The 24,748-nt window shown below is 65.2% G+C and carries 21 protein-coding genes; 1 reads left to right on the top strand and 20 read right to left on the bottom strand.

The features are described 5' to 3' along the window. Positions 1 to 37 precede the first annotated feature (37 nt). The 12 genes from N6H05_RS06900 to N6H05_RS06845 all read right to left on the bottom strand — a co-directional run bounded on the left by N6H05_RS06900 (position 38) and on the right by N6H05_RS06845 (position 11,385). Positions 38 to 232, bottom strand: coding sequence for a DNA gyrase inhibitor YacG (locus N6H05_RS06900; protein ID WP_284113226.1), 195 nt, complete (start codon positions 230 to 232; stop codon positions 38 to 40). Continuing rightward, a complete protein-coding gene (locus tag N6H05_RS06895; RefSeq protein WP_284113225.1) occupies positions 222 to 1,211 on the bottom strand; it encodes a ribonuclease in 990 nt (329 codons plus the stop codon). Before N6H05_RS06895 ends, N6H05_RS06900 begins: the two co-directional genes overlap by 11 nt. 49 nt (positions 1,212 to 1,260) lie before the next feature. After that, positions 1,261 to 1,848, bottom strand: coding sequence for a Maf family protein (locus tag N6H05_RS06890; RefSeq protein ID WP_284113224.1), 588 nt, complete (start codon positions 1,846 to 1,848; stop codon positions 1,261 to 1,263). Positions 1,849 to 1,860: 12 nt separating this feature from the next. Beyond that, the gene (gene infA / locus N6H05_RS06885; RefSeq protein ID WP_003049127.1) at positions 1,861 to 2,079 is read right to left on the bottom strand and encodes a translation initiation factor IF-1; all 219 of its coding nucleotides are present in this window, start codon (positions 2,077 to 2,079) and stop codon (positions 1,861 to 1,863) included. 57 nt (positions 2,080 to 2,136) lie between these two features. After that, complete coding sequence (locus N6H05_RS06880) at positions 2,137 to 3,426, bottom strand: adenosylmethionine--8-amino-7-oxononanoate transaminase (RefSeq protein WP_284113220.1); 1,290 nt, start codon at positions 3,424 to 3,426, stop codon at positions 2,137 to 2,139. Positions 3,427 to 3,458: 32 nt separating this feature from the next. Beyond that, positions 3,459 to 4,082, bottom strand: coding sequence for an OmpA family protein (locus N6H05_RS06875; protein ID WP_284113219.1), 624 nt, complete (start codon positions 4,080 to 4,082; stop codon positions 3,459 to 3,461). Continuing rightward, positions 4,079 to 5,911, bottom strand: a complete 1,833-nt coding sequence (locus tag N6H05_RS06870) for a cation:proton antiporter (protein WP_284113218.1) — start codon at positions 5,909 to 5,911, stop codon at positions 4,079 to 4,081. The genes N6H05_RS06875 and N6H05_RS06870 overlap by 4 nt, the downstream gene beginning before the upstream one ends. 113 nt (positions 5,912 to 6,024) lie before the next feature. Beyond that, complete coding sequence (locus tag N6H05_RS06865) at positions 6,025 to 6,435, bottom strand: DUF4168 domain-containing protein (RefSeq protein WP_004208769.1); 411 nt, start codon at positions 6,433 to 6,435, stop codon at positions 6,025 to 6,027. A gap of 204 nt (positions 6,436 to 6,639) precedes the next feature. Further along, a complete protein-coding gene (locus N6H05_RS06860) occupies positions 6,640 to 8,682 on the bottom strand; it encodes a M13 family metallopeptidase (RefSeq protein WP_284113217.1) in 2,043 nt (680 codons plus the stop codon). A 107-nt stretch (positions 8,683 to 8,789) separates the two neighbouring features. Then, complete coding sequence (bioD, locus tag N6H05_RS06855) at positions 8,790 to 9,422, bottom strand: dethiobiotin synthase (RefSeq protein WP_284113215.1); 633 nt, start codon at positions 9,420 to 9,422, stop codon at positions 8,790 to 8,792. After that, the gene (locus N6H05_RS06850; RefSeq protein WP_017499660.1) at positions 9,419 to 10,543 is read right to left on the bottom strand and encodes an 8-amino-7-oxononanoate synthase; all 1,125 of its coding nucleotides are present in this window, start codon (positions 10,541 to 10,543) and stop codon (positions 9,419 to 9,421) included. Before N6H05_RS06850 ends, bioD begins: the two co-directional genes overlap by 4 nt. Before the next feature lie 167 nt (positions 10,544 to 10,710). After that, entirely contained in the window at positions 10,711 to 11,385 is a 675-nt protein-coding gene (locus N6H05_RS06845; RefSeq protein WP_284113214.1) for a DUF2490 domain-containing protein, read from the bottom strand. Between the two features lie 275 nt (positions 11,386 to 11,660). On the opposite strand from N6H05_RS06845, the gene N6H05_RS06840 reads away from it, so the two are divergent. Then, positions 11,661 to 13,775 (top strand): TonB-dependent siderophore receptor, encoded by a 2,115-nt coding sequence (locus N6H05_RS06840; protein WP_284113213.1) that lies wholly within the window; start codon positions 11,661 to 11,663, stop codon positions 13,773 to 13,775. A 19-nt stretch (positions 13,776 to 13,794) separates the two neighbouring features. On the opposite strand, the gene N6H05_RS06835 is transcribed toward N6H05_RS06840, so the two are convergent. The 8 genes from N6H05_RS06835 to mnmA all read right to left on the bottom strand — a co-directional run bounded on the left by N6H05_RS06835 (position 13,795) and on the right by mnmA (position 24,471). Next, positions 13,795 to 15,786: an alpha/beta hydrolase family protein gene (locus tag N6H05_RS06835; RefSeq protein ID WP_284113212.1), complete on the bottom strand. Its 1,992-nt coding sequence runs from the start codon at positions 15,784 to 15,786 to the stop codon at positions 13,795 to 13,797. 54 nt (positions 15,787 to 15,840) lie between these two features. Then, a complete protein-coding gene (locus N6H05_RS06830) occupies positions 15,841 to 17,964 on the bottom strand; it encodes a sodium-translocating pyrophosphatase (RefSeq protein ID WP_284113211.1) in 2,124 nt (707 codons plus the stop codon). A gap of 227 nt (positions 17,965 to 18,191) precedes the next feature. Further along, positions 18,192 to 19,109 carry a thiamine-phosphate kinase gene (gene thiL, locus N6H05_RS06825; RefSeq protein ID WP_284113210.1) on the bottom strand — a complete coding sequence of 306 codons (918 nt, stop codon included), beginning with the start codon at positions 19,107 to 19,109 and terminating at the stop codon, positions 18,192 to 18,194. Positions 19,110 to 19,264: 155 nt separating this feature from the next. Beyond that, the gene (gene nusB / locus N6H05_RS06820) at positions 19,265 to 19,711 is read right to left on the bottom strand and encodes a transcription antitermination factor NusB (RefSeq protein WP_004208836.1); all 447 of its coding nucleotides are present in this window, start codon (positions 19,709 to 19,711) and stop codon (positions 19,265 to 19,267) included. 84 nt (positions 19,712 to 19,795) lie between these two features. After that, positions 19,796 to 21,082, bottom strand: a complete 1,287-nt coding sequence (gene hisD, locus N6H05_RS06815; protein ID WP_284113209.1) for a histidinol dehydrogenase — start codon at positions 21,080 to 21,082, stop codon at positions 19,796 to 19,798. After that, positions 21,072 to 21,734 (bottom strand): ATP phosphoribosyltransferase, encoded by a 663-nt coding sequence (gene hisG, locus N6H05_RS06810; protein WP_284113208.1) that lies wholly within the window; start codon positions 21,732 to 21,734, stop codon positions 21,072 to 21,074. The genes hisD and hisG overlap by 11 nt, the downstream gene beginning before the upstream one ends. Positions 21,735 to 21,799: 65 nt before the next feature. Continuing rightward, positions 21,800 to 23,263, bottom strand: a complete 1,464-nt coding sequence (locus N6H05_RS06805) for a CYTH and CHAD domain-containing protein (RefSeq protein WP_284113207.1) — start codon at positions 23,261 to 23,263, stop codon at positions 21,800 to 21,802. 101 nt (positions 23,264 to 23,364) lie between these two features. Further along, positions 23,365 to 24,471 carry a tRNA 2-thiouridine(34) synthase MnmA gene (gene mnmA, locus N6H05_RS06800; RefSeq protein ID WP_284113206.1) on the bottom strand — a complete coding sequence of 369 codons (1,107 nt, stop codon included), beginning with the start codon at positions 24,469 to 24,471 and terminating at the stop codon, positions 23,365 to 23,367. Between the last annotated feature and the right edge of the window lie 277 nt (positions 24,472 to 24,748).

Raw genomic sequence — 24,748 nt, 5'->3', positions numbered from 1 at the left:
CGGAGGTCACCGCCGGATGGAGGCGTGCCTATAGGCGTCAATCCGGCTCGCTGTCCAGCCCATAATTATCATTTTTTTGCAGGGCTTCTTCACCCGGCAAGCCAGGCAGGCGATAGCCCTCACCCAGCCATTGCAGCAGGTCGCGATCACGGCATCCCTTGCCGCAGAACGGACGGGTTTCCGGCTGTGCCGGCTGCCCGCAAACCGGGCAGGCGCCGGCCTTAGGCGACATGGCCAGCCGCCAGCGACAGCGCAGAATCAGCGCGCAGCGTCACCTCGCCGCCACGACGACGGGCAAGCTGCTCGATCCAGTCGGCGCGCTTGTGCAGCAGGTCGATGATCGCCGGCGCCGCGGTGATCGTCGCCGCACCGCCCGTGCCGTGCCGTTCGGCGCGGCGCAGCAGCGCCAGCGCAGCGGTCAGCACCGGATCTTCGCGGAGCAGTTCCATCAGATTGGCGCGATCCCGGCGGCGGATGATCTGGACGAAACCGAAGCCGTTGACGGCCGTCCGCTCGAACGGCAGCGGCAGATATTTGTCGATCTGCGCGGCCGCGACGATGCGCTCGTCCTTGTTGTTCATGGTCGGCAGGTCGATGCCGATCGATCCCGCCAGCCCCATGCGGCGGATCGCCTGGGCAGAAAGCTTCGCGCCCTTGGGACCGAGCTGCGCCGGCGGCAGGCTGCCGTCGATGTCGATCAGGATCATGGCAGGGGTCAGGAAGATGCGCAGCGCCGCATCCTCGGCGCCGACTTCACCGGTCACCGCTTCCTCCATCAGCTCGCTCCAGCCAAGGGCTTCGAGCCGGTCCTCCTCATGGGCGGGACAGGGACGGATGGCGACATCGGTGGCGCGCAGCCGCTGCAGCAGGCTTGGGCCGGGATGAACCTTGGAACCGGGCTGGGCGATGCGGCCCTTGGCGCGCTTGCCCCGGCCTTCCTCGGCGATCGCCTCGCGGAAGATTTCGACCAGCACATTGGCGCCCTCGGCCACCTTGGGCGGGATCGGCTCGATCAGCACTTCCTCGCCCGAGATCAGACGGACGACGCCGCGCTTGCGCGGAATGATGGTCTGGACCAGACGCCCCTGAAGGATGGCACCGGCGCGGGCAGCCTCGCCCTCGCGCTCGATCAGTGCCTCGACGATGCGCCCCTTTTCGATGAGCGCGGCACGGGCCTCGCCAATGCCTTCTTCATAGAGCCATTCGGCCATCGTTCAGTTACCTACTTGTCGTGATTTCCGAGCCGCGAAATGTACCATTTCACTCGAAATCCCGACGGTCCAGTGGATAGCCCGCTGCCTCAAGCAGCGTGCGGGTTTCGTAAAGCGGCAGGCCCATGATCGCGCTATGGCTGCCCTGGATGCTGCGGATGAGGCCCGCGGCACGGCCTTGGATGGCATAGCCACCCGCCTTGCCCAGCCCTTCGCCGCTGGCAATATAGCGGTCGATCTCGCTGCGCTCCAGCCGCTTGAAGATGACGATGCTGGTGGACAGGCGGTGCCGTGCCACGCCCGCACCGTCGATCAGGGTGATGGCGCTGTAGACGCGGTGCCGGCGCCCCGACAGCAGGTCGAGACAGGCGCGGACCTCCGCCTCGCTTTCCGCCTTGGGCAGGATGCGGCGGCCAGCGGCCACCACCGTATCGCCCGACAGGATCAGCGCGCCGGGATGACGGGCAGCGACCAGCGCGCCCTTTTCGGCGGCGACACGCGCCGCATAAGCGGCCGGCAATTCCGCCTTGCGCGGGGTTTCGTCAATGTCCGCAGGATCGACGGCATCAGGAAGCACGCCAATCTGCCCCAGAAGGTCACGCCGTCTGGGGGAAGCCGAAGCTAGAATGAGTCGCATCGAAAATGCGGCTTATTTGAAGCGGTAGGTGATCCGACCCTTGGTCAGGTCGTAGGGGGTCAGTTCGACCAGCACTTCGTCACCGACCAGCACGCGGATGCGGTTCTTGCGCATCTTGCCAGCGGTGTGGCCGAGAATTTCATGATCATTCTCAAGGCGCACGCGGAACATGGCGTTGGGGAGAAGCTCCACAACCTGTCCGCGCATTTCAAGCAGTTCTTCTTTGGCCATAATATCCCAGAATCGAAAAATCGCGCCGCCATAGCGCCAAAACGTGGAAAATGGAAGTCAGGACGCAGAACCGAAATAATCACCGGCTGCGACGAGGGCCGCGAAGACGGCATCGAGCTGCTCCGCATCGATGCAATAGGGCGGCATGAGGTAGATGGTGTTGCCGAGCGGCCTTAGCAAGAGGCCCCGTTCCAGGAAGAAGGCACGCAGGCGCGGCGCGAGGTCGGAGAGGTAGCCAGCGTCGGCCGCAATCAGGTCGATCGCCATGATCGTGCCGATCTGGCGCGAGTTGGCGAAGGCGGGGTGGTCGGCCAGCGAGGCCAGCCGATCGGTGATGCCCTGCGCCAGCGCAGCGATCCGTCCCCGCACATCCTCCTCGGCCCAGATGGCGAGATTTTCAGCAGCAGCGGCACAGGCAATCGCGTTCGCGGTGTAGCTGGACGAATGGTAGAAGAGCCGCGCCCGGTCGGTCGAGCGATGCGCCTCGAAGATGCGCGGGGTCGCCAGCGTCGCGGCGAGCGGGATGGCGCCGCCGGTAATCCCCTTGGCCACCGCCATGATGTCGGGCACCACGCCGGCCTGCTCGCACGCGAACAGGGTGCCGGTGCGGCCCCAGCCGGTCATCACTTCATCGGCGATGAACAGCACGTCGTGGCGCGCGCAGATATCGGCCATCGCCCGCAGCACATGGGGCGGATAGATCAGCATCCCCCCTGCCCCCAGGATCAGCGGCTCGACGATGAAGGCGGCTGGACGCTGCGAACAAGCCGTCTCCAGTGCGGCAAGCGTCTCCTGCTCGCGGCCGGGATGCGGGAAAGGGACAGTGCCGACATCGAACAGCAGGGGCGTCCAGGCGGCATTATAGACACCGCGCTCACCGATCGACATCGCCCCGATCGTATCGCCATGATAGCTATGTTCCAGCACCAGGATACGGTTGCGCGCCTCGCCCAGCCCGTCGAGCGCGCGATTATGCCAGTAGCCGAGCGCCATCTTGAGCGCGACTTCCACCGCGGTCGATCCGCTGTCGGAAAAGAAGAGATGGGCCAGGGGATCGCGCCCCGGCGCCTGTGGCATGAGATCGACCAGGCCGCGCGCGACTGCCTCGGCCGGTTCATGGGTATAGCCCGCGAAGATCAGCTGATCGAGCTGCCCGGCCTGGCGGGCGATGGCAGCGGCGATGCGCGGATGGCAATGGCCATGGGTCGTCACCCACCAGCTGGAAATGCCATCAATCAGACTGCTGCCATCGGCCAGATGGAGGGTCGCGCCCTCCGCCCGGACGACATGGGGGATGGGCTCGTTGAGGCCGTGCTGGGTGAAGGGGTGCCAGACAGGAGAGGTCATCGGCGTCCCCTACGCCCGATCGGCGGCCAAGGCTATGGCTTGTCCTTGCGATCCACCGGCGAGATGCTGGGCAGCACGGCCGCGGTCGGCACGACGACCGTGGGCACCGCGACATGGATGTCAACCCGGCGATTCTTCGCGCGACCTTCCGGATCGTCGCTGCCATCCTCCTTGGCATTGGGTGCGACCGGCCGGGTTTCGCCCAGCGCGATCAGGCTGATGCGATCCTTGGCGATGCCCTTTTCGACCAGATAGGCCTCGACCGCCTCGGCCCGGATGCGCGATGCCACGCGATTGTCGCCGTCATTGCCCTTGCTGTCGCTATGGCCGCGCAAGGTGATCGCCCCGCCGGTCTTGATCGCCGGGGTTTCGACCAGCGTATCGAGCGCCGCGCGGGCGGCATCGTCCAGCTTCAGCCCGGACGTGCCGAAGGCGATGGTCGCGTCGAGCGGTTCGATCTTCGGCGCTTCGGGCTCGGCGACTTCGGGGCGCAGGATCGAACGGACCGGCTCGGCGGCATTGCCAGATTCATTGGCGGCCGCATCATTGTCGGCAGCATCGGCCGCGTTGGCGGCATTGTCGACAGCATTGCCTGCGGGCCGATCACAGGCCGCCAGCATGACGCACAGGGCCAGCGCGGGGGCGAGCCTCCTCATTCCTCCTCTCCTTCCGGTTTCTTGCGGGTCTTTGATGCGGGCGGCACATAGGACAGGATGGTGTCGCCCGGCTGTGGCGTCGGTCGCGACGCATGGGTGAAGAAGCGCATCGTGCCATTCTTGCGGAGCAACAGCAGCATGTCGGCATCGGCCGGCAGATCGGCCTTCGCCGCCTCGAAATCGAACTGGTCGCTGATCCGCGTCTTGCGGAAGGTCCAGCCGGCATCCTCGCGGATCATGATTTCCTCAACGCCCAGGCCGGAGTCGAACAGCGCGCGGCCACGCAGCGATTCCGGCAGCGCGCGCGGATCATGATCGTCGCTGGCGTCGCCCAGCTGATAGACATTGTCGCGGCCGACCTCGGGCGCGAACTCGTTGCAGACGAGCGCGTTATAGGCCTCATTCTCTGACGTGGCGGCGAGCACCTGGAACTGGGCGAGGTCCAGCCGTTCCTCGGTCGCCTCCGCCAATATCTCGCCATGATAGGTCGGAATGCCGCCATGGCGGGCGGGCGCCAGCCGCTGCCAGCTATTGTCGGCAATCATCACCGGCACCTCCAGCTGGCGCAACTGGGCGGCAAGACTGAGGCTGAAGGGCGTGGCGCCGACCAGCAGCAGGCCCTTGTCCTGCGCGCCGGTGACCTTGAGCAACCGGGCGACCGGCTTGATCGAGAAGCCATGGAACAGGATGGTCGCAACCACGATCGAAAAGGACAGGGTGACGAGGATTGCGCCGTCGCCATAGCCCAGCCGATCGAGACGCAGCGCAAACAGGCCGGAAATGGCGACCGCCACGATACCGCGCGGCGCGATCCAGGCGACCAGCAGTCGCTCGTTCCAGGGCACCGGCGAGAAGGCGAGGCTGAGCAGCACCGTCGCGGGACGGACGACGAACAGCAGCACCAGCAAATAGGCCAGGAAGCGCCATTCGAACTGGCGCAGCACATCAAGGTCGAGCGAGGCCGACAGGATCACGAACACGCCCGAGATCAGCAGGACGGTGACATTTTCCTTGAACGGCTGGATGTCGCGCAGGGAATCGAACTTCATGTTGGCGAGCGCGACGCCCATCACCGTCACGGTGACGAGGCCGGTTTCCGCCTGGATGAGGTTGGAGAGGACGAACACGCCGATCACCGCGACCAGCAGGATCGGCGCTTTCAGATATTCCGGCACATGGCCGCGCTGGAACGCCCAGCCGATCGCGCGGGCGGCAAGCCAGCCGATCAGGCCGGCGATGATCGCGGCGGCGACCAGCGACAGGATGACGGCCGCCAGCGTGCTGCCCTCGCTCGACCGGCGCAGATATTCATAGGTGGCAAGGCCGAGCAGCGCGCCGACCGGATCATTGACGATCGCTTCCCATTTGAGGATGGCGCGCGGCCGGGCGGCAACGTTGGACTGGCGCAGCAGCGGCAGCACCACGGTCGGCCCGGTCACCACAAGAATGCCCGCAAACAGGATCGCCACCGGCCAGACAAGGCCCGCGACATAATAAAGGGCGAGCGCGCCCAGCACCCATCCGATCGGCGCGCCCAGCACCACAAGCCGGGTGACGGCGCCGTCCGTCTTGCGCAGTTCGCGGAAATTGAGGCTGAGCCCGCCCTCGAACAGGATCAGGGCGACCGCCACCGACACCATGGGTTCGAGCAGTTCGCCAAAAGTGAGCTTGGGATCGATAAGGCGGGTCACCGGGCCACCGATGACGCCAGCGGCGAGCATCAGGGCAATGGCGGGCCAGCCGGTGCGCCAGGCAATCCATTGGGCGCCGATGCCCAATATGCCGATCAGCGCGATTACAAGGGCCTGTTCATGCATGGCCGGGACCATAGACAGGCGGAGCCGCCATGGTCACCCCCTTTATTTTCAACGAACTGGGGAACCGGATCGCAGATCGGGAATGGCGGGCAAGGGAGAACCCGCCATTCCCGTGGCAAATATGCTTATTGCTGCGGCGGGGTTGCCGGATCAGCCGGGGTCGCCGGGCTGGCGGGCGCGGCCGGTGCCGGCGTGCCCGCGGCGGCCTGGATCCGCTGCTGCAGGGCCGGGTCGGCGGCCGCAGCCTGGCCGATGGCGTTGAACTTTTCGGGCGGAATGCCCTTCGACTGCAGCGCGGCCAGCATCTTGGGCTGCTTTTCGGCGGCCGCGATTGCATTGTCCGACTGAATCTTGGTTACTTCGACGGCGGCGGCCGCGAACTGCTTGATGTCGGCATCGCTGAAGTTGCTGGCGCCGGCGGCAGGGGCCGACGCGGCCGGGGCAGCGGGCGTCTGGGCCGACACGGAATAGGCGGCCAGCAGCGCGACGGACGCGACACCGGTCTTGATGATGTTCGAGAGGTTGAGACCCGTCATGTGCTTCTCCTTGGCTTTGCTACCGCCCAAAGCTGTTGACAAAGCAGGCCGGGGAAAAGTCCGGACAGGATGAAGCGTGGCATTAGAAAGATGGCGGAAAAGTTCCCGTCAGCCTGCCGCGAAGGGGAAACGATCGGTCGCGGTCCTCATTTCCATGCAGCAACGAAAAAGGGCCACCCGATGAGCGGCCCTTCCCGATTCTGCTTACCAGATCTTCACCCGATCCTTAGGATCGAGATAGATCTTGCCGCCCGGCGCGGGCTTGAATGCGTCATACCAGGCGTCGAAATTGCGCACGATATCGGCGCGATATTGCGACGGCGCGTGCGGATCGGTGACCAGACGCTGGCGCAGATTGGCCTCGCGATAATTGCGGCGCCACACCTGTGCCCAGCCCAGGAAGAAGCGCTGGTCGCCGGTCACGCCGTCGATCACCGGCGCGGCGTTGCCGCCCAGCGAGGCATGATAGGCGTCGAGCGCGACGGCCAGGCCGCCCAGATCGCCGATATTCTCGCCCATGGTGAAGGCGCCCTTCACATGCGCGCCGGGGAAGGGTTCATAGGCGTCATATTGGGCGCCGAGCTTGGCGGTCAGCGCCTTGAAATTGGCGACATCCTGATCGGTCCACCACTGATTGAGCTTGCCGGTCTCGTCATATTTCGCGCCCTGGTCGTCGAAATGATGGCTGAGTTCATGGCCGATCACCGCGCCGATACCGCCATAATTGACCGCCGGATCGGCATTGGGGTCAAAGAAGGGCGGCTGCAGGATGGCGGCCGGGAAGACGATCTCGACCATGCCGAAATTGGCATAGGCGTTGATCTCCATCGGGGTCATGCCCCATTCCCAGCGATAGATGGGCTTGCCCAGCTTGCCGATATTATAATCGAAGTCGAACTGGTTCGCACGCATCGCATTGCCGAACAGGTCGCCCGACGTGATCGTCAGGCCGCTATAGTCGCGCCAGCGATCAGGATAGCCGATCTTGGGCGTGAAGGCGGCGAGCTTCTTGTGGGCGCGGGCCTTGGCCTCGTCGCTCATCCATGGCAGGCCATCGATGCGGCGACCCATGGCCGACAGGACATTCTTGACCAGCTGGTCCATCGCAGCCTTGGTTTCGGGCGGGAAATATTTGGCGACATAGACCTTGCCGACTTCCTCACCCAGCGATTCCTTGAGGAAGGTGACGCCGCGCTTCCAGCGCTCCTCGCGCTCGGGCGTGCCCGACAGGGTAGTGCCGAAAAAGGCGAAATCGGCGCTGGCGATATTGTCGGGCAAATAATCGGCATAGCTGTGGACGCTGCGCAGCAGCAGGCTGTCCTTCAGCACGCCGATCGGCGCCTTGGCGATCAGCGCGGCTTCGCCGGTGACGGCGGAGGGCTGGGCAACCAGCAGGTCGGTGGGCTTGAGGCCGACGGCGCCGAAATAGGCGGCGAAGTCGAATCCGGGCGCAGCCTTCTGCAACGCGGCCAGGGTCATCTTGTTATAGGTCTTGTCCGCGTCGCGGCTGTCGACCTGGGTCCAGTGGACCTTGGCGATCTCGGTCTCGAACGCCATCAGCGCGGCGGCGCGCGCCTTGGCATTGGGTTCACCCAGCAGGGTGAGCATCTGTTCGAGATGGGCGACATAGGCGGTGCGGATCGCCGCCATCTTCTCGCCCTGGTCGAGATAATAGTCGCGGTCGGGCAGGCCCAGGCCACCCTGCATCATCGAGAGGATGTAGGTTTCGGGATCCTTGTCGTCCTGACCGACATAAAAGCGGAACGGGCCGCGCACGCCGGCGCGCGCCGCCTTTCCGGACAGGGCGGCATAGGCCTTCAGATCCTTGACCGCGCCGATTTCGGCGAGCCAGGGCTTGATCGGGGCAAGGCCCTTCGCTTCGACCGCGGCCGAATCCAGATAGGTCGCATAGGCGACGCCGATCTTGCTGTTGGGATCGGTCTTGGCGCCGTCCAATATCTCGCGGGTGCGCTTCTGCGATAGCTCGTCCAGAACGGTGAAGGCGCCATAGTTGGACTTGTCCGCCGGGATCGGCGTGTTCTTCAGCCAGGTGCCGTTGGCATATTCATAGAAATCGTCGCCGGGCTTGACCGAGCTGTCCATGCCGGCGGCGTCGAAGCCGTAGCTGCCATAGGTCGGCTTGGCGGCCGGGGCAGCGGCGGTCGTGGTGGCGGGCTGGTCGGCATAGGCAACGGTCGCGGCGAGCGCGAGGCCGGTGGCGGCAGCGCCCATCAGGAGGAACTTCATGAAGGCTATTCCCTTGCTTCGTCTGGATCGGACGTCATTCGCTCTGTCCGTTCTGGCGGGCAGTTCAACGCCCGTCAAAGCGGCATGTCCATGTCGTTGGTCGAAAATTATCGGCCGTTGAAATTATCGGGAAGGTGTATGTGCGCCCTGAAGGCGGCAGCCAGACTGTCCCGGTCGAGCGGATCGAGCAGCGGCAGGCGCCCCAGGCTGGGCACGCCGGCAATGTGCGGGATGATCCGCTCATTCTCCTCATGCGCATCCCCGATGAAGGCGATGCCGACGACATGGACGCCGCGCGCGCGCAACGCTTCTATGCTGAGCAGACTGTGGTTGATCGTACCAAGGCCGGTGCGGGCACAGAGGATCGCGGGCTGACCCCAATAGGCGAACAGGTCCGCCATCAGCAGGCTTTCGCTGACCGGCACCAGCACGCCGCCCGCGCCTTCGACCACCAGCGGCCCATCGACCCTGGGCAGCGCCAGGCGATCGAGCGAGATGTCGACGCCGTCAATCCGCGCGGCAAGATGCGGCGAGGCGGGCGTGGCAAGGCGATAGGCTTCGGGCAGAATGCGTTGGGCCGGCAGGCCGGACAGGGCGGCGACCCGTTCCTTGTCGCCCTGCGGATCGACGCCGGCCTGGATCGGCTTCCAATAATAAGCGCCGAGCGTCGCGGCGAGGCCAGCTGCGAAGACGGTCTTGCCAATGTCGGTATCGGTGCCGGTAACGATCAGGCGGGTCATCGGGCGACCCGGCGCAGCACGTCGCCGAGCGCGATCACATCAGCCCGCCCGACATTGAGCGAGAGTGAGATGCGCAGCCGGCTGGTGCCGGCGGGCACCGTCGGCGGGCGGATGCCGCGCACGTCGAAGCCGGCCTCCTGCAAGGCGGCGGCTGCGGCCATGGTGCGCGCGTCCTCGCCCAGGATCAGCGGGATGATCTGGCTGCGTGGACGGGGCAGGCCGAGCGGCGCGCAGATCGCTTCCACCGCATCCTGCCGCAATGTGGCTAGCCGGTCGCGGCGATTATCGGCGGTCTCGATCCGGTCGATCGCGGCGGAAGCGGCGACCGCCATCAGCGGTGACGGCGCGGTCGAGAAGATGAAGGGCCGGGCGCGGTTGATGAGATAGTCGATATGGATGCGCGGGCCGCAGATCAGCGCGCCCTCCACGCCCATCGCCTTGCCGCAGGTGTGGAGGGTGATGACATTGTGCAGCCCATCGAGGCCGGCCGAAAGCCCGCGCCCGCCGGGGCCGAAGACGCCGGTGCCATGGGCTTCGTCCAGCAACAGCATCGCATCATGGGTGGCGGCGAGCTTGGCGAGATCGCCGAGCGGGGCCATGTCGCCGTCCATCGAATAGAGCGTTTCGACCGCGATCCAGATCCGGCCCTTGCCCCCTTCGGCGCGGAAGGCGGTGATGAGGTCGGCGAAGCTTTGCAGGTCGTTGTGACGAGCGAAGACCGCGGTCGCCTTCGACAGGCGGATGCCGTCATGAACGCTGGCATGGATCAGTTCGTCCGCGACGATCAGGTCGCCGCGCTGTGGCAGGGTCGCGAACAGCGCCATGTTGGCGAGAAAGCCATTGGCCAGGAACAGCGACGCCTGGGTGCGGAAAAATTCCGCGGCCTTGGCCTCCAGCCCTTCATGTTCCGGGGCATTGCCGCGCAGCAGGCGCGACCCGCCCGAGCCGACCGGCACGCCGCGCGCGACCGCGTCCGCCACGGCCTGGCCGATCATCGGATCGGACGCGAGGCCAAGATAGTCGTTGGAGGCAAAATCACGCCCGGCGCGGGGGATCAGGTGGCGCAGGCGCCCCCGCGATTCAAGCGCGGCGAGTTGCGTGCGGAAGGGTTCGCTGCTCATGGCCGCGGGCTATAGGCCCCCACCCCGAGCCGGGCAAGCAAGCGCTTAACTTCGCACATTTCCCGCACATTTTGTCATCTTCATTCAAATGCGGGAAATTTCGTTACAAATCGTCCCCCTTCCCGCTGCCCGCCAATATAGGGGAATGCGGCGTTGCAGGACAGCGATCAGAAGCTGAAGCTGAGCGAGAGCGAAGCGACATTGTCGTTGCTGTCGTCGGCATCGGGGCGGAAGCCATGCTGGTGGAGATAGCCGATCTCCGCATTCACATTCTTGGCCAGCGGCGTGGTGATCGCGATCAGGTTGCGCATCCGCTCCTCGCCCTGGACACGCTGGAAGTTGGTCTTGTTGAGATCGATGAAGCTTTCATGGCTCAGGATCAGCGCGGTCTTGCCGCCTTCCTTGAAGGGCAGGGTCAGCTTCACATAGGGGCGCAGGCGCCAGGCGGTGCCGTCAACCCCTTCCCGCCAGCGCTGCTCCATCCGCATCCGTGCGCTGACCGACACTGGACCAAGCTTGAGGATATTGTCGAAGGTCACCTGTTCACGGGCGCGATGCTCCATCACCGTGAAATCGCCGCCGGCATATTGGGGATCATGGGTGTAACCGGCCCAGACCGTCACCTGCTTGTCGAGCTTGTAGCCAACCAGCGTATTGCTCTCGATCTCGTACAGACCATTGCGATCATTGCTGAAGCGGGCGACGATCTCCTGCTGGAGGCGCCAATGGTCGGACAGCTTCACCGTCGCACTGGTCGTGGTCCAGAGTTGCTCATCCTCGCTGGCATGCGCGGTCGCAGGCAACGCAAACAGGGCGAAAAGACAGAGGGACAGGCGGCGCATCGGGCATTGCTCTCCAACAGGGTTGGCGGGCCTCTATGACGATTCGATTACATGACAGCGTCATTTTAGTTTCTGTTTTGTGACAACCACAGTCCGGACCATTGCTGATGCGCGCACATTGAAGCCAGCGCGGGCGGAGCTGGATCAATATGGCATCAAATCAGCCAGCCACGTGTTGCAATACACTCGCAATATCATTAGCCGAAGCAGCATTCGGGAGAGGCAGAGGGAGCGAACCGGCTCCATTCCTTGTCCATTTCAACGGGATCGCCGCCTTGCCCAGCCTCCGTGTCGCGCATCTTTGCGCCCTGCCCTCCCTGTTTGCGCCACTGCCCGTGCTGGCGCAGGCCCCGCTCGATGCGGCCGCCGGCGACAGCGACATCCTGGTTACCGCCCGCGCGCAGAAACTCTATCGCGCCGAGGATAGCGAGATCGGCAAAATCCCGGCCGATCCGATGGACATTCCCCAGTCGGTGCAGGTCATCACCAGCGAGCTGATCCGCGACCAGGGCGCGCGCGACATCACCGATCTTTATCGCAATGTCGCGGGCGTCAGCGCCAACCAATATGCCACCGTCACCTATCGCGGTTTCCGGCAGGAATCGATGTTCTATGACGGACTGCGCGGCGACCCGTTCCAGGGCTTCGCCGTGCCGAACCTTTTCAGCATCGACCGGGTGGAGTTTCTCAAAGGGCCGGTCGGCATGCTCTATGGCGCCAGCTCGCCGGGCGGCATGGTCAATTATGTCACCAAGAAGCCGCAGGACAAGTTCGCCGCATCGGTACGCGCGGTGATCGGCAATTATGACCGCTATGGCGCGTCAGGCGAGGTGACCGGGCCAATCGACGCCAATGGCGTTGTCGCGGCGCGCACCGGGCTGTTCTACGAAAGCTTCGACACGGTGCAGCGTTTTTCCGGCAGTCGCAGCCTGGTCGCGGACGGCGGGCTGAAGTTCAAGCTGGCGTCCGACACCAGCCTGACGGTGCAGGCGACCCGCTATGACCAGGATCTGCCCGGCAACCGGCTGCGTGGCGTGGCGATCGACGCAGATGGCCATTTTCTGGCCGACCGCAGCTGGACCCATAATGAGAAGAACGACAGACTGGACCTGAAAGGCACGGTGCTGCAGACGCGGCTCGACAGCCGGCTGTCGGATGCGGTGAGCATCAATGCATCGGGCCGCTGGTTCCGCTATACCGAATATCAGCGCTATCATGAACCGCTGGGACCGATCGACACCGATGGCGATGGCGTCGTCGATACCCAGCCGCGCGAATTCCGGTCGCAGCATCGCACGATCAAGGGCGCCAGCCTGGCGAGCAACATGATCGCCAGGCTGGAGACCGGCGGGATCAAGCATACATTGCTGGTGGGCGCCGACTGGTATCGCGAGACGCAGGATTTCAGCGGCGTGACGCTGAAGGACGTGCCGGGCCTGTCGCTGAGCAATCCCGTCTATGGCCTGAGCAACCCGACCGAGGCGGACCTGGCCGGCCTGACGCCCAATGTCACGGCCACCCTCGCCCATCGCTATGGCGCCTATGCGCAGGAACAGGCCGACATCGGCGACCATGTCATCCTGGTCGGCGGGGTGCGCCATGACTGGTTCGACGACAAGGACCGGATCGGTGGCGATTATGCCGAAGGGGGCCGTTGGAGCTGGCGCGTCGGCGGCATCTACAAGCCGGTGCAATCTCTGTCCCTCTATGGCAGCTATGCCCAGAGTTTCGAGCCTCAGGATGCCGGCAACCAGAATCCGGCGGTCGGCGGCCCCTTCGCCCCGATCGCCAGCCGCCAGTTCGAGATCGGCGCAAAGGGCGCGTTGCTGCAGGGCAAATTGCAACCGACGGTCGCGCTCTACCATATTGTGCGCAACGGCATCGTGCAGGTCGATCCCGATCTGGAACCGGTCAACGGACTGGACCAGTTGTCGCCGGTCGGCGAAGTCACCAGCAAGGGGATCGAGCTGACGCTGGCGGCGGACCTCAGCAAGAATTGGGTGCTGACCGCCAATTACGCCTATAATGACGCGCGCATCACCGACAGCGCGGACGGCGCGACGATCGACAATGCGGTCGGCGGCCGCTTCCCCAACGCCCCGCATCATCAGGCCGGGCTATGGTCCCGCTATCAGATGCCGGTTTGGGGCACGGCGCTGGCGCTGGGCGGCCAATATGTGTCGGGGCAGATCGACCGGCGCGGCGCGCATATTCCCGGCTTTACCGTGTTCGACGGCAGCATCACCCAGGATCTGGGCTTTGCGGAAGCGATGATCCGGGTCGAGAATATCTTCGACAAGACCTATGCCGTCGCCACCTTCGATGCGCGCAAGGGCGCCTTTGTCGGCCGGCCGCGCACCGTCTTCCTGGAATTGCGGCGCGACTTCTGACAGTCGCGCCGCACTTCGCTCAGGCGGGGTTATGCGCTTTCAGAAAGGCTTCGAGCTGCTGGAGGAATTCCAGCCGGTCGGCCTGGCGCGAGAAGAAATGGTCGGCCAGCGGCTGTTCGACATAGATATAGTCGCGGCCGTCCACCTTGCCGGCAGCCTTGAGCTTTTCCGCCATCTCGCGTGACTGGCCGACCGGGACGCGCCGGTCCTTCTTGCCATGCATCAGCAGGATCGGCGTCGAGAAGCCGGCGGCATAGTTGATCGGCGAAACGACGCCGAAGTCGGGCGCCTGCTCCTTCAGCCAGTCACCGCTGGCGCCGGAATTCAGGAAGCGCCGGTCATAGCGCATCATCGCGCCCAGATCCGACACGCCGGCATAGGAGACGGCGCAGCGATAGCGGCCACCGTCGCGCTGGGCCGCGCGCATCGCGGCATAGCCGCCATAGGAGGCGCCGACGACGCAGACCCGCTTGGCGTCCGCAATGCCCTGCTTCACCGCCCAATCGACCGCATCATTGAGGTCATCCTGCATGGCAAGGCCCCATTGCCCCTCGCCCTTAGCCGCGAAGTCCGTGCCATAGCCCGACGAACCGCGATAATTGGGCTGGATCACCGCATAGCCGCGATTGGCCAGGAACTGCACCCACCAATCCCATGTCTCCGCATCGCGGGCGAACGGACCGCCATGGGGCATCAGGATCAAGGGAAGGTTCTTCGCCTCCTTGCCATAGGGCAAGGTCAGCACCGCCGCGATCTCCAGACCGTCACGCGCCTTGTAGCGGATCGTCTTGACCGGGGAGAGTTGGGGCCGGACACCCAGCGTCTCGCTGACTTTCGACAGCAGCGACATGGCGCCATAATCGGTGTCATAGAAATAATAGGCGCCCGGCTGGCTGGCTGCACCGACATGCACGATCAGTTTCTTCAAGTCCTGACTGGTCGAGACGATGCGCGCCCGGCGATCGCCCACGGCCTTGTCGATATCGGCCTGAATTTTCGCCAGGGTCGGATCGAACCAGTGAACGGCTGGCGCATCGGCGGTGTAGCGCACGCCCGCCATGCCGGTGCCGGCAGCGTCTACTTCCAGCCCGCCAAGATCGAAGCCGGGCGCTTCGTAGAGCTTCTTGCCCAGTTCCAGCGTACCGAGGTCCAGTTCATAAAAGGCATCGGTGCCGTCGCGATCGTCACTGGCGATCGCCTTGCCCGGATCGGCCGTGAACAGCATCGGCACGATCAGTGATTCATGGCGACGGCGATTGGCCCTGTCGACCACGCGAAAACTGCCGCGACCATCGGGGCGGTAGAGCAGTTTCGAGGAACGGCTGGAGTCATTATAGCCCACCCCCATGCGCACCGCGCCAGTCGCATCGGCATACCAGCTGCGCACATATTGGCGCGAGGGCACGACGGTGCGCATCTTGCCGGTGCTGACATCCACTTCGCTGACCTGAGGCCAAAAACCAAGATCATCATAATAGATGGAGGTCTGGTAGGAGAGCAGGATGCGCGGGCTGCCGTCACGCGCGACCCAGATGACATCGTCGCCATTTTGCGCGGCGACAGCCTTGGCAAGGATGCTGGCCTTGGTGCCATCCGCCTTGATGCTGGCAACGCGGCTGATCGACCAGGTATCGCCCTGCACATTGGTTTCCGCGCCGATGCCGACGATCAGCCAGTCATTATTGACCCAGCGCCACCAGTTGAGATCATTGTCGCCCAAGCCCATGTTACGGACATTGCCGCCCTTCACTTCGGCGATCACCAACCGCTGCTCGCCCTTGATCGCGATCCGCGCGGCAACGCGCGCGCCATCGGGCGAGAGTTCGGGTGAGTCCATTGCCGGCAGTTCGGCAAAGGCCTCTACCGGCCAGGTCTTGGCGGCGGTCGCCGGCACCTTGGCAGCGTCGGCCTTGGTCGCATCGGTTTGCGCAGAGACAGCAGGCGCAAAAGTCGCGAGCGCGCAGGCCGCGACGGACAGAAACAGTTTCAAACATACCCCCCAGTCAAACATGACCCCGCCCGTTGCCAGGCGGGGTCATCGTCAGTCCGGCGATTTAAAACCGGGTTAAGCGCCGTGCGCAAGCGCCGCGAGCAACAAGAGCGCCACGATATTGGTGATCTTGATCATCGGGTTGACCGCCGGGCCGGCGGTATCCTTGTAGGGATCACCCACCGTGTCGCCGGTCACTGCGGCCTTGTGCGCCTCGCTGCCTTTGCCGCCATGATGGCCATCCTCGATATATTTCTTGGCATTGTCCCAGGCCCCGCCCCCCGAGGTCATCGACAGGGCGACGAACAAGCCCGAGACGATGACGCCCAACAGCAGGGCGCCCAGCGCGGCAAAGCCGTTGGGCACGCCCGCGACCGCCGCAATGATGAAATAGACCGCGATCGGCGCCAGCACCGGCAGCAGCGAAGGGATGATCATTTCCTTGATCGCAGCGCGGGTGACGAGATCGACGGTGCGGGCATAATTGGGCCGCGACGTCCCCTCCATGATGCCCTTGTTGGTGGCGAACTGGTCGCGCACATCCTGGACCACGTCGCCGGCCGCGCGGCCGACCGCCGTCATCCCCATCGCGCCGAACAGATAGGGCAGCAGCGCGCCCAGCAGCAGGCCGACGATGACATAGGGGTTGGACAGGCTGAAATCGACCGGCTCGGTAAGGCCGAGGGCCGCATTGTAGAATTTCAGATCCTCCGTATAGGCGCCGAACAGCACCAGGGCCGCCAGGCCGGCCGAGCCGATGGCATAGCCCTTGGTCACCGCCTTGGTGGTGTTGCCGACCGCGTCGAGCGCATCGGTCTTCACCCGGACGCTGTCGTCAAGATGGGCCATTTCGGCGATGCCGCCGGCATTGTCCGTGACCGGGCCATAGGCGTCGAGCGCGACCACCATGCCGGCCAGCGCCAGCATCGCGGTGGCGGCAAAGGCGATGCCGATCAGGCCCGCAAGCTGATAGGCGACGATGATGCCGATCACGATCACGATTGTCGGCAGCGCGGTCGATTCCAGGCTGATGGCGAGGCCCTGAATGACATTGGTGCCATGGCCGGTTTCCGATGCCTTGGCGATCGAGCGGACCGGGCGATAATTGGTGCCGGTATAATATTCGGTGATGACGACCAGCAGGCCGGTGACGGCAAGGCCCACCATCATCGACCAGAACAGCGCCATGCCGGTATAGCCGCCGACGCCATCCAGATCGGTGCCGAACGGCGTGTCGAGATCGCCCAGCGTATAATGGGTGACGAACCAGAGCGCCGGGATCGACAGGATCGCGGTGGTCCAAAAGCCCTTGTAAAGCGCGCCCATGATCGACTGGCTGGCGCCCAGGCGGACCATATAGGTGCCGATGATCGAGGTGATGATGCACACGCCGCCGACGATCAGCGGCAAGGCCATCAAGCGCATCAGGAAGGCGTTGTCGACGCCGGTCACCAGCAGCGCGGTCAGCACCATGGTGGCGCCGACGGTGACGACATAGGTTTCGAACAGGTCGGCCGCCATGCCGGCGCAGTCGCCAACATTGTCGCCAACATTGTCCGCAATCACCGCCGGGTTGCGCGGGTCATCCTCCGGGATGCCCGCCTCCACCTTGCCGACCAGATCGGCGCCGACGTCGGCCGCCTTGGTGAAGATGCCGCCGCCCAGCCGTGCGAAGATGGAGATGAGGCTGGCGCCGAAGGCCAGCGCGACCAGGCTGTCGATCACCAGCCGGTCATCGGGGGCATGGCCGGCCGGACCGGTCAGATACCAGAAGAAGACACTGATCGCGAGCAAGGCAAGGCCCGCCACCAGCATGCCGGTGATCGCGCCGGCCCGGAAGGCGACGGTGAGACCGCTCTGCAACGTGCCGCGCGAGGCTTCCGCCGTGCGCACATTGGCGCGCACCGAGATGTTCATGCCGATGAAGCCGGCCGCTCCCGACAGGATCGCGCCGATCAGGAAGCCGACGGCAGAGGTTATCCCGAGGAAGAGGAAGACAAGTACGGCGACGACGATGCCGACCACCGCGATGGTGGTATATTGACGGCCAAGATAGGCCTTTGCCCCCTCCTGGATCGCCCCCGCGATCGCCTGCATCGTATCGTTGCCCGCCGGTGCGGCCAGCACCTGGCGACTGGTGAAAAGCCCGTAGAGCACGGCCAGCAGGCCGCACCCTATGGCAATATGGACTATCTGCATGCTTGTTCCTCTCCCCCTATTGTTGCTGTCATCGATCGCTCCGCAGGGAATGACGGGCGGGCGAAGGGCGCAACAGCGGGCGGCCGGACGGGGGAACGCCGGCATCGGGCACCGCGTCAATCAGCAACAGGACGATGCGCATCGGGCGCTCCAACCGGCTGAGAATAGGGTGATAGGAAGCTACAGGTCAGGCGCCGCGCGTCAAGCCGGTTGCGCAATGATCGAGATCAGCCATGTTCCCAGCCAAGCCGGTCGGGCAGCGGCATGACCGCGCCGTCGATCAGCAGGGTCAGGCCCGCCCCTTCTGCGAAACGGCCGATCGGGATCGCGCGCACCGGCGGCGACACGCCGGGCGGCAGCGCGAAAAGCAGTTCATAATCATCGCCGGCGCGCGCCGCGGCGAGCTGGATCGCGGTGCTGGCGCCGCGCACGCTTTCGAGTGCGGGCGAGAGCGGGATATGGTCGATGGTGACGGCGAGGTTGCTGGCCGCGCCCATGCGCGCCGCGTCGATCAGCAGGCCGTCGGACAGGTCCATCATCGCGGTCGCGACGCGGGCGAGCAAGGCCCCCTCTGCCAGGCGCGGGCGCGGGCGGCGATAGGCGGCGACCAGCGGGCCGGATGCGGCAGGATCGGCGCGGGCAAGGTCGAGACCGATGCCGGCATCGCCGACCGGCCCGGTGACATAGAGACGATCGCCCGCCTGCGCGCCGGCGCGGCTGGGGACCGGTATGCTGGTCGCCTCACCGATCGCTGTCAGGCTGTAGCTGCGCGGTGCGCCGGCCGGCATGCTGACCGTATCGCCGCCAAGCAGCGGCATGGCGTGGCGCTCCAGCGCCTCGCCCAGACCTTCGAGGAAAGCTGCGTCCCAGCCGTCGTCGCCCGACAGGCTGTAGTTGAGCAGGCAGCCCACCGGTTTCGCGCCCTTGGCGGCAAGGTCGGACAGATTCACCGCCGCCAGTTTCCAGCCGATATCCGCCGGCGGATCGGTGGGAAGATAATGGACGCCCTCGACCATCGTGTCGCTGGTGAGGATGAGGCGCGTGGCGCCGACCGGCAGCACCGCGACATCGTCCTGCAACCCCTGCGCGGCGGGATCATGGGCGAGCAGGCGCAGCAGGGTGAGGAAGCGGGATTCGGCGGACATGATGTAATCTCTATCCCAGCACCCGCTTCTACAGAAATCATCCGTCATCCCCGCGGACGCGGGAATCCATTGCGCGCTATGTTGGCGAGGAAGCGCTGAATGGATCCCGGATCAAGTCCGGGATGACGTCCATTACAGAACGCGTCCGTGCAACCTTATTTCCGCACGTCCTTCGACACGCCGTCGAGCAGGCCGTTGACGAAGCCGGCTTCGCGCTTGTCGTAGAAGGCGTGGGCGACGTCGACATATTCGCTGATGACGGTGCCGGTCGCGACATCCTGACGGGCGAGCAGTTCATAGGTGCCCGCGCGCAGAATCTGGCGCATCGGCTTGTCGAGGCGGTCGAGGGTCCAGCCGCTCGACAGGCGCGCGCTGATCAGCCCGTCAATCTCGGCGCGGCGGCGATCGACGCCCGACACAACATCGTCGAAGAAATTCTGCTCGGCTTCGGCATAGGTCACGTCCTCGATCGTCGCGCCCAGGCGATGTTCGTGGAATTCGTGCAACAGCAGATGGAGCGGCGTGCCCTCCATTTCGAGCTGATAGAGCGCCTGGACCGCGGCGAGGCGCGCGGCGGAGCGGGATTTGGAGCGGTCGTTCATGCGGCTTTCTAATCCGTGAATATCATGCCTGTCGAGAAGCCCGCATAACCGGTTCTCGACAGGCTCGAACCGAACGGGAAGAAATCAGAGCCGCAGCGCGACCGATGCGGCGTGTGCGGGCAGCCCTTCCGCCTCCGCAAGCGCGACGGCCGCGGGGCCGATCGCCTGGATCGCGTCAGGGGTAAGGCCAAGAAAACTGGTGCGCTTCATGAAGTCGAGCACCGAAAGCCCCGAGGAGAAGCGCGCGCGGCGACCGGTCGGCAGCACATGATTGGGGCCAGCGACATAATCGCCCACCGCCTCCGGCGTCATACGGCCAAGGAAGACCGAGCCGGCGTGACGGACCTGCGCGAAATAACGGTCGGGATCGTCCACCGCCAGTTCCAGATGCTCAGGCGCGAGTCGATCGACCAGCGGCATCGCTTCATCGAGGTCGCGCACCAGGATGATCGCGCCGTTGGCGACCCAGCTGGTGGTGGCAACTGCCTGCGTCGACAGCAGCGGCAGGCGGCGCATGACTGCCTGTTCGACGGCATCGGCGAAGGTGGCATCGTCGGTGAAGAGGATCGACTGGCTGGTCGGGTCATGTTCCGACTGGCTCAGGAGATCGGCGGCGATCCAGTCGGCGTCGTTCTGGCCATCGGCGACGACGACGATTTCGGACGGGCCGGCAACCATGTCGATGCCGACCACGCCATAGAGCTGGCGCTTGGCTTCGGCGACCCAGGCATTGCCGGGACCGGTGATGACGTCGACCGGCTTGATCCGTTCGGTGCCATAGGCCAGCGCGGCGACGGCCTGCGCACCACCGACGCGCCAGATTTCCTCGATCCCCGCAATCTGGGCTGCGGCCAGCACCAGCGGGTTGATCTCGCCCTTTGGCGTCGGCGTCACCATGGCGATGCGCTGCACGCCCGCGACCTTGGCCGGGATGACGTTCATCAGCAGCGAGCTGGGATAGGCGGCGCGGCCACCCGGCACATAGAGGCCGGCGGCGTCCACGGCGGTCCAACGCGCGCCGAGGCGCACGCCGGCGGCGTCGATACCGTCGCTGTCCATCGGCTTCTGCTTTTCATGATAGGCGGTGATGCGCGCAGCGGCGAGTTCGAGCGCGTCGCGCAGCGGCGTCGACAGGCCATCGAGCGCAGCGCGGCAGTCGGCCGGGTCGACCGCCCAGCCGCTGACGTCCAGATCATGATGGTCGAAGCGGCTGGTATAATCGGCGAGCGCCGTGTCGCCATGGGCACGCACGGCCTTCAATATGGCGCCGACGTCGCGCGACACATCCTCGTCCGCTTCGCGCCGGGCATCGACCAGAGCGGTGAAATCGGCCGCGAAACCGGCGGCCTTGCTGTCGAGCCTAAGCGGCATCGCGCACCTCCACAGCCTTGCGGAACGCCTCCACCAGCGTGGTGAGATCGGCCGAACGCATCTTGTAGGCGGCGCGATTGACGATCAGCCGCGCCGAGACCGGCATGATGATCGCGGTTTCAACCAGGCCATTGGCCTTGAGCGTGGCGCCCGAGGACACAAGGTCGACGATACGGCGCGACAGGCCGAGCGAGGGCGCCAGTTCCATCGCGCCATTCAATTTCACGCATTCGGCCTGAAGCCCGCGCGCCTCATAATATTTGCGGGTGAGATGCGGATATTTGGTGGCGACACGGACATGGCTCATCGCCGCCTGATCCTCGTCCCCGGCATCCGTCGGCTCGGCGACCGACAGGCGGCAATGGCCGATATTGAGGTCAACCGGGGCGTAAAGTTCGGAATAATCGAACTCATCGACCACGTCGGAACCGACGATGCCGATCTGGGCTGCGCCATGGGCGACGAAGGTCGCCACGTCGAAGGCGCGCACGCGGATGATAGACACGTCGGGCCGGTTGGTGGCGAAGCGCAGCGCCCGGCTCTTCTTGTCATGAAATTCCGCCTCCGGTTCGATACCGGCTTTGGCGAGCAGGGGCAGCGCCTCTTCGAGGATGCGGCCCTTGGGGATGGCGAAGGTGATCGGGCGAGTCATGACCGGCGGGCCTTAGCCATCGACGCGCCAAAGCACAAGATTTTCGGGCCAGGAGAACGGGAAGCTCAGCCCCAGAAGCGCCTGGTGTCGAGCAGAGACGCATAGGCCTTTTCGGCGCGACGCAGCAGGCGGCGCTGCGCCTTGTCATCCGGCGCGGGCAGATCGAAGTCGATACCCACCGCCGCGAGGGTAGCGGGCGCGGTCGCCAGATCGTTGAGCGCGCCCAGATCATCCTGCAGCTTTTCCAGCATGGCGGTGAAGGCGCCATGGCGCCGCTGCTGCTTGTTCTTGGGGAAGAGCGGCGCGAAAAATTCGCTGGCGTAGCGCAGCTTCTTGGCGGCGATGCGGGCCTGGTGGCGCCGCTCGTCGCTGCGCCTGGCAAGATTTTTCCCCTTGCGCTTAAGCCGCTTGCGTCGATCCGACAGGATTTCGGCAGCGAAGGGCCTGACAGGCGCATGCAGCAACGCGGCATCGGCCGGTCGGCTACACCAGTCGCCCAGCGCCAGCCATTCGGCGAGATCCAGCATCAGGATTCGGGTCTCGCGCGCCTGTAGGCGCAGTTCGGCATCGGCCAGCACTTCCGCCCGGACAAGCGCAAGGCGGGCGGCGGCATCGTCGGGCAGACTGGGCAGCAGCACGTCAATATTGCGGACCCGGCCAAGCGTGGCGGCGAGCGCGCGCAGACCATCCTTGAGCGGCGCGAGCGCCGGATCGCTCGCCAGCACCGGCGCAAAGATCGACAGCGCCGAGCGCAGTCGGCGCAGCCCTACCCGCGCCTGATGCAGCGCGCCGGGCGCACCGGTGGTGAACAGCAGATCCTCGTTCAGGCGGAATTGGCGGATGCAGCCCTGGGCGATGGCACGAAAGGCCTGCTCGACGGTTGCGTCGGGCGCGATCGCAATGGGTTCGGCCTTAGCCGGCTTGCGCCGCTCCTTCGCGAGCAGGGCATAGCCGCGATCCGACTTGGAGCGCATGCCCAGACGCAGCGGCACCAGGTCGTTGAGCTGGCGCGCCATCGAAAAAAGCAGGGCCGGTTCACCCGACAATAATTCCAGTTCCACCTCTGCCAGCGGGGTGGCGCGACGGCCGACCCGAACCCGGCCGATGTCGATCGCGCATTCGACCCCCTGCCCGTCCCGATCGAGCCGATGCACGGTACGTTCGATATCGGTGACGAAAATCTTGTCGGCGGTCGCAACGGTGGCGGCGCCGACAGCCTGATCGAGCGGATCGGGAATCGAATCGAACAATGGGACATTGCCGTCGACCGGCTTTTCCCATTCGGAACGGGCAAAGAGGCCAGTCGCCCTGCCGCCATCAGCCTTGATCGTCTGGACATGGGCGCGCCCCTTGCGCCGGACGCGCAGGGAAAAGCCGGCACGATGCAGATCGAGCGCGGGCGTGTCGAAATAGGTCGCGACGAGATGGGCCACCTGCCCCTTCTGCCCTGCGAACAGCGGTGCATCAGCCAGCAGGGCGCGATCGGCCGGGTCAAATTCCAGCTTCAGCTCGACTTCGCGGTTGTCCATCCGTGCGCCCCTTGTTGCGAGCGGTGCCCCCGGGGCGGGGACGCTAGATCGAATCGGGCGCGAAAGGAAATATAATTGTCACAATTGGCCGCGCGGCCGGCTTAAGCTACCTCCGCCAGCGCAGCCTCGGTCGCGGCGATCCAGCCGCCGCCCAGCACCTGATCACCGGCATAGAGGACCGCGGCCTGCCCTGGCGCGACACCATATTCGGGCGCGTCGAAGATCAGCCGATCGCCGTCGAGGCGCGCCGGAACCGGCTTTGCCATGGAGCGGACCTTGGCGGTCAGCGGTCCGGTAAAGCCGCGGCCGAGCCAGTTGATGTCGCTGAGGCGCGCGCCCGACACGGCCAGCGCGACCTTCGGCCCGACGATCACCCGCCGTCCTTCGGCATCGAGCCGCACGACGTAGAGCGGTTCGGCCTGGCCACCAATTTCCAGTCCCTTGCGCTGGCCGACGGTATAATGGATCAGCCCCTTGTGCCGGCCCAGCACCCGGCCGTCGACATGGACGATGTCGCCGCCCTCGTCCGCATCCGGGCGCAGCTTGCGCACGATCTTGGCATAATCGCCATCGGGCACGAAGCAGATGTCCTGGCTGTCCGGCTTCAGCGCCACCGACAGGCCAAGTTCGGCGGCAATCTCGCGCACCTGCGGCTTGGGCAGGCCGCCCAGCGGGAAACGCAGATAGTCGAGTTGCGCCTGAGTCGTGGCGAACAGGAAATAGCTCTGGTCGCGCGCCGGATCGGCGGCGCGGTGCAGTTCGGCGCCCTGCGGCCCTTCGACCCGGCGGACATAATGGCCGGTCGCCAGGCAATCGGCACCCAGGTCGCGCGCGATCTGGAACAGGTCGGTGAACTTCACCCCCATATTGCATTTGACGCAGGGGATGGGGGTGCGGCCGGCCATATATTCATCGGCGAAGTCGGCGATCACCGAATCGCGAAACTGGCTTTCATAATCAAAGACATAATGCGCAATGCCGATGCGGTCGGCGACGGCGCGCGCATCGCGGATATCCTGCCCCGCGCAGCAGCTGCCGGTGCGGCCGACGGCGGCGCCATGATCATAGAGCTGGAGCGTCACGCCGATCACTTCCGCGCCGGTCTTGGCGGCCAGCGCAGCGACGACGCTGCTGTCCACGCCACCGGACATGGCAACGACAATGCGCCGCTGCGAGAGCGGCTCTGGGAGCTGAAATTCGGGCTGCATGGCCGCCCATATAGTCGCAGGCGGCGCTGCGTTCCAGCATCTTCCCCAAGAGGCGCATCGTTTCGATGACGAAAATGTGTCCGGCATTTACCGGACCTTATCGATTAGCCCGGTAGAAGCCTGGTCATGGATCTGAGTTTTCTCCGGACAGGCGGGCTGAAACCCGCTCTGACAAGGCCGACAGGCCGGGCACGCGTCCCGGCCTGGCCTTTCCTGCGGGCAGCTTCGGCTGCGGCGCAGGCAGCAAGTCCCACGGCCCTGGCGGTCGCGGGCGTCC

Source organism: Sphingobium sp. WTD-1 (assembly GCF_030128825.1).
Classification (GTDB): domain Bacteria; phylum Pseudomonadota; class Alphaproteobacteria; order Sphingomonadales; family Sphingomonadaceae; genus Sphingobium.
The sequence above is the reverse complement of the archived record's forward strand: the minus strand, read 5'-3'. Positions and strand labels throughout refer to the sequence as shown.

What these genes read in the sequence shown, in the direction of transcription:
- N6H05_RS06900 (WP_284113226.1), bottom strand. Translation starts at nt 232, where the DNA reads ATGTCGCCTAAGGCCGGCGCCTGCCCGGTTTGCGGGCAGCCGGCACAG.
- N6H05_RS06895 (WP_284113225.1), bottom strand. Translation starts at nt 1,211, where the DNA reads ATGGCCGAATGGCTCTATGAAGAAGGCATTGGCGAGGCCCGTGCCGCG.
- N6H05_RS06890 (WP_284113224.1), bottom strand. Translation starts at nt 1,848, where the DNA reads ATGCGACTCATTCTAGCTTCGGCTTCCCCCAGACGGCGTGACCTTCTG.
- infA (WP_003049127.1), bottom strand. Translation starts at nt 2,079, where the DNA reads ATGGCCAAAGAAGAACTGCTTGAAATGCGCGGACAGGTTGTGGAGCTT.
- N6H05_RS06880 (WP_284113220.1), bottom strand. Translation starts at nt 3,426, where the DNA reads ATGACCTCTCCTGTCTGGCACCCCTTCACCCAGCACGGCCTCAACGAG.
- N6H05_RS06875 (WP_284113219.1), bottom strand. Translation starts at nt 4,082, where the DNA reads ATGAGGAGGCTCGCCCCCGCGCTGGCCCTGTGCGTCATGCTGGCGGCC.
- N6H05_RS06870 (WP_284113218.1), bottom strand. Translation starts at nt 5,911, where the DNA reads ATGGTCCCGGCCATGCATGAACAGGCCCTTGTAATCGCGCTGATCGGC.
- N6H05_RS06865 (WP_004208769.1), bottom strand. Translation starts at nt 6,435, where the DNA reads ATGACGGGTCTCAACCTCTCGAACATCATCAAGACCGGTGTCGCGTCC.
- N6H05_RS06860 (WP_284113217.1), bottom strand. Translation starts at nt 8,682, where the DNA reads ATGAAGTTCCTCCTGATGGGCGCTGCCGCCACCGGCCTCGCGCTCGCC.
- bioD (WP_284113215.1), bottom strand. Translation starts at nt 9,422, where the DNA reads ATGACCCGCCTGATCGTTACCGGCACCGATACCGACATTGGCAAGACC.
- N6H05_RS06850 (WP_017499660.1), bottom strand. Translation starts at nt 10,543, where the DNA reads ATGAGCAGCGAACCCTTCCGCACGCAACTCGCCGCGCTTGAATCGCGG.
- N6H05_RS06845 (WP_284113214.1), bottom strand. Translation starts at nt 11,385, where the DNA reads ATGCGCCGCCTGTCCCTCTGTCTTTTCGCCCTGTTTGCGTTGCCTGCG.
- N6H05_RS06835 (WP_284113212.1), bottom strand. Translation starts at nt 15,786, where the DNA reads ATGTTTGACTGGGGGGTATGTTTGAAACTGTTTCTGTCCGTCGCGGCC.
- N6H05_RS06830 (WP_284113211.1), bottom strand. Translation starts at nt 17,964, where the DNA reads ATGCAGATAGTCCATATTGCCATAGGGTGCGGCCTGCTGGCCGTGCTC.
- thiL (WP_284113210.1), bottom strand. Translation starts at nt 19,109, where the DNA reads ATGTCCGCCGAATCCCGCTTCCTCACCCTGCTGCGCCTGCTCGCCCAT.
- nusB (WP_004208836.1), bottom strand. Translation starts at nt 19,711, where the DNA reads ATGAACGACCGCTCCAAATCCCGCTCCGCCGCGCGCCTCGCCGCGGTC.
- hisD (WP_284113209.1), bottom strand. Translation starts at nt 21,082, where the DNA reads ATGCCGCTTAGGCTCGACAGCAAGGCCGCCGGTTTCGCGGCCGATTTC.
- hisG (WP_284113208.1), bottom strand. Translation starts at nt 21,734, where the DNA reads ATGACTCGCCCGATCACCTTCGCCATCCCCAAGGGCCGCATCCTCGAA.
- N6H05_RS06805 (WP_284113207.1), bottom strand. Translation starts at nt 23,263, where the DNA reads ATGGACAACCGCGAAGTCGAGCTGAAGCTGGAATTTGACCCGGCCGAT.
- mnmA (WP_284113206.1), bottom strand. Translation starts at nt 24,471, where the DNA reads ATGCAGCCCGAATTTCAGCTCCCAGAGCCGCTCTCGCAGCGGCGCATT.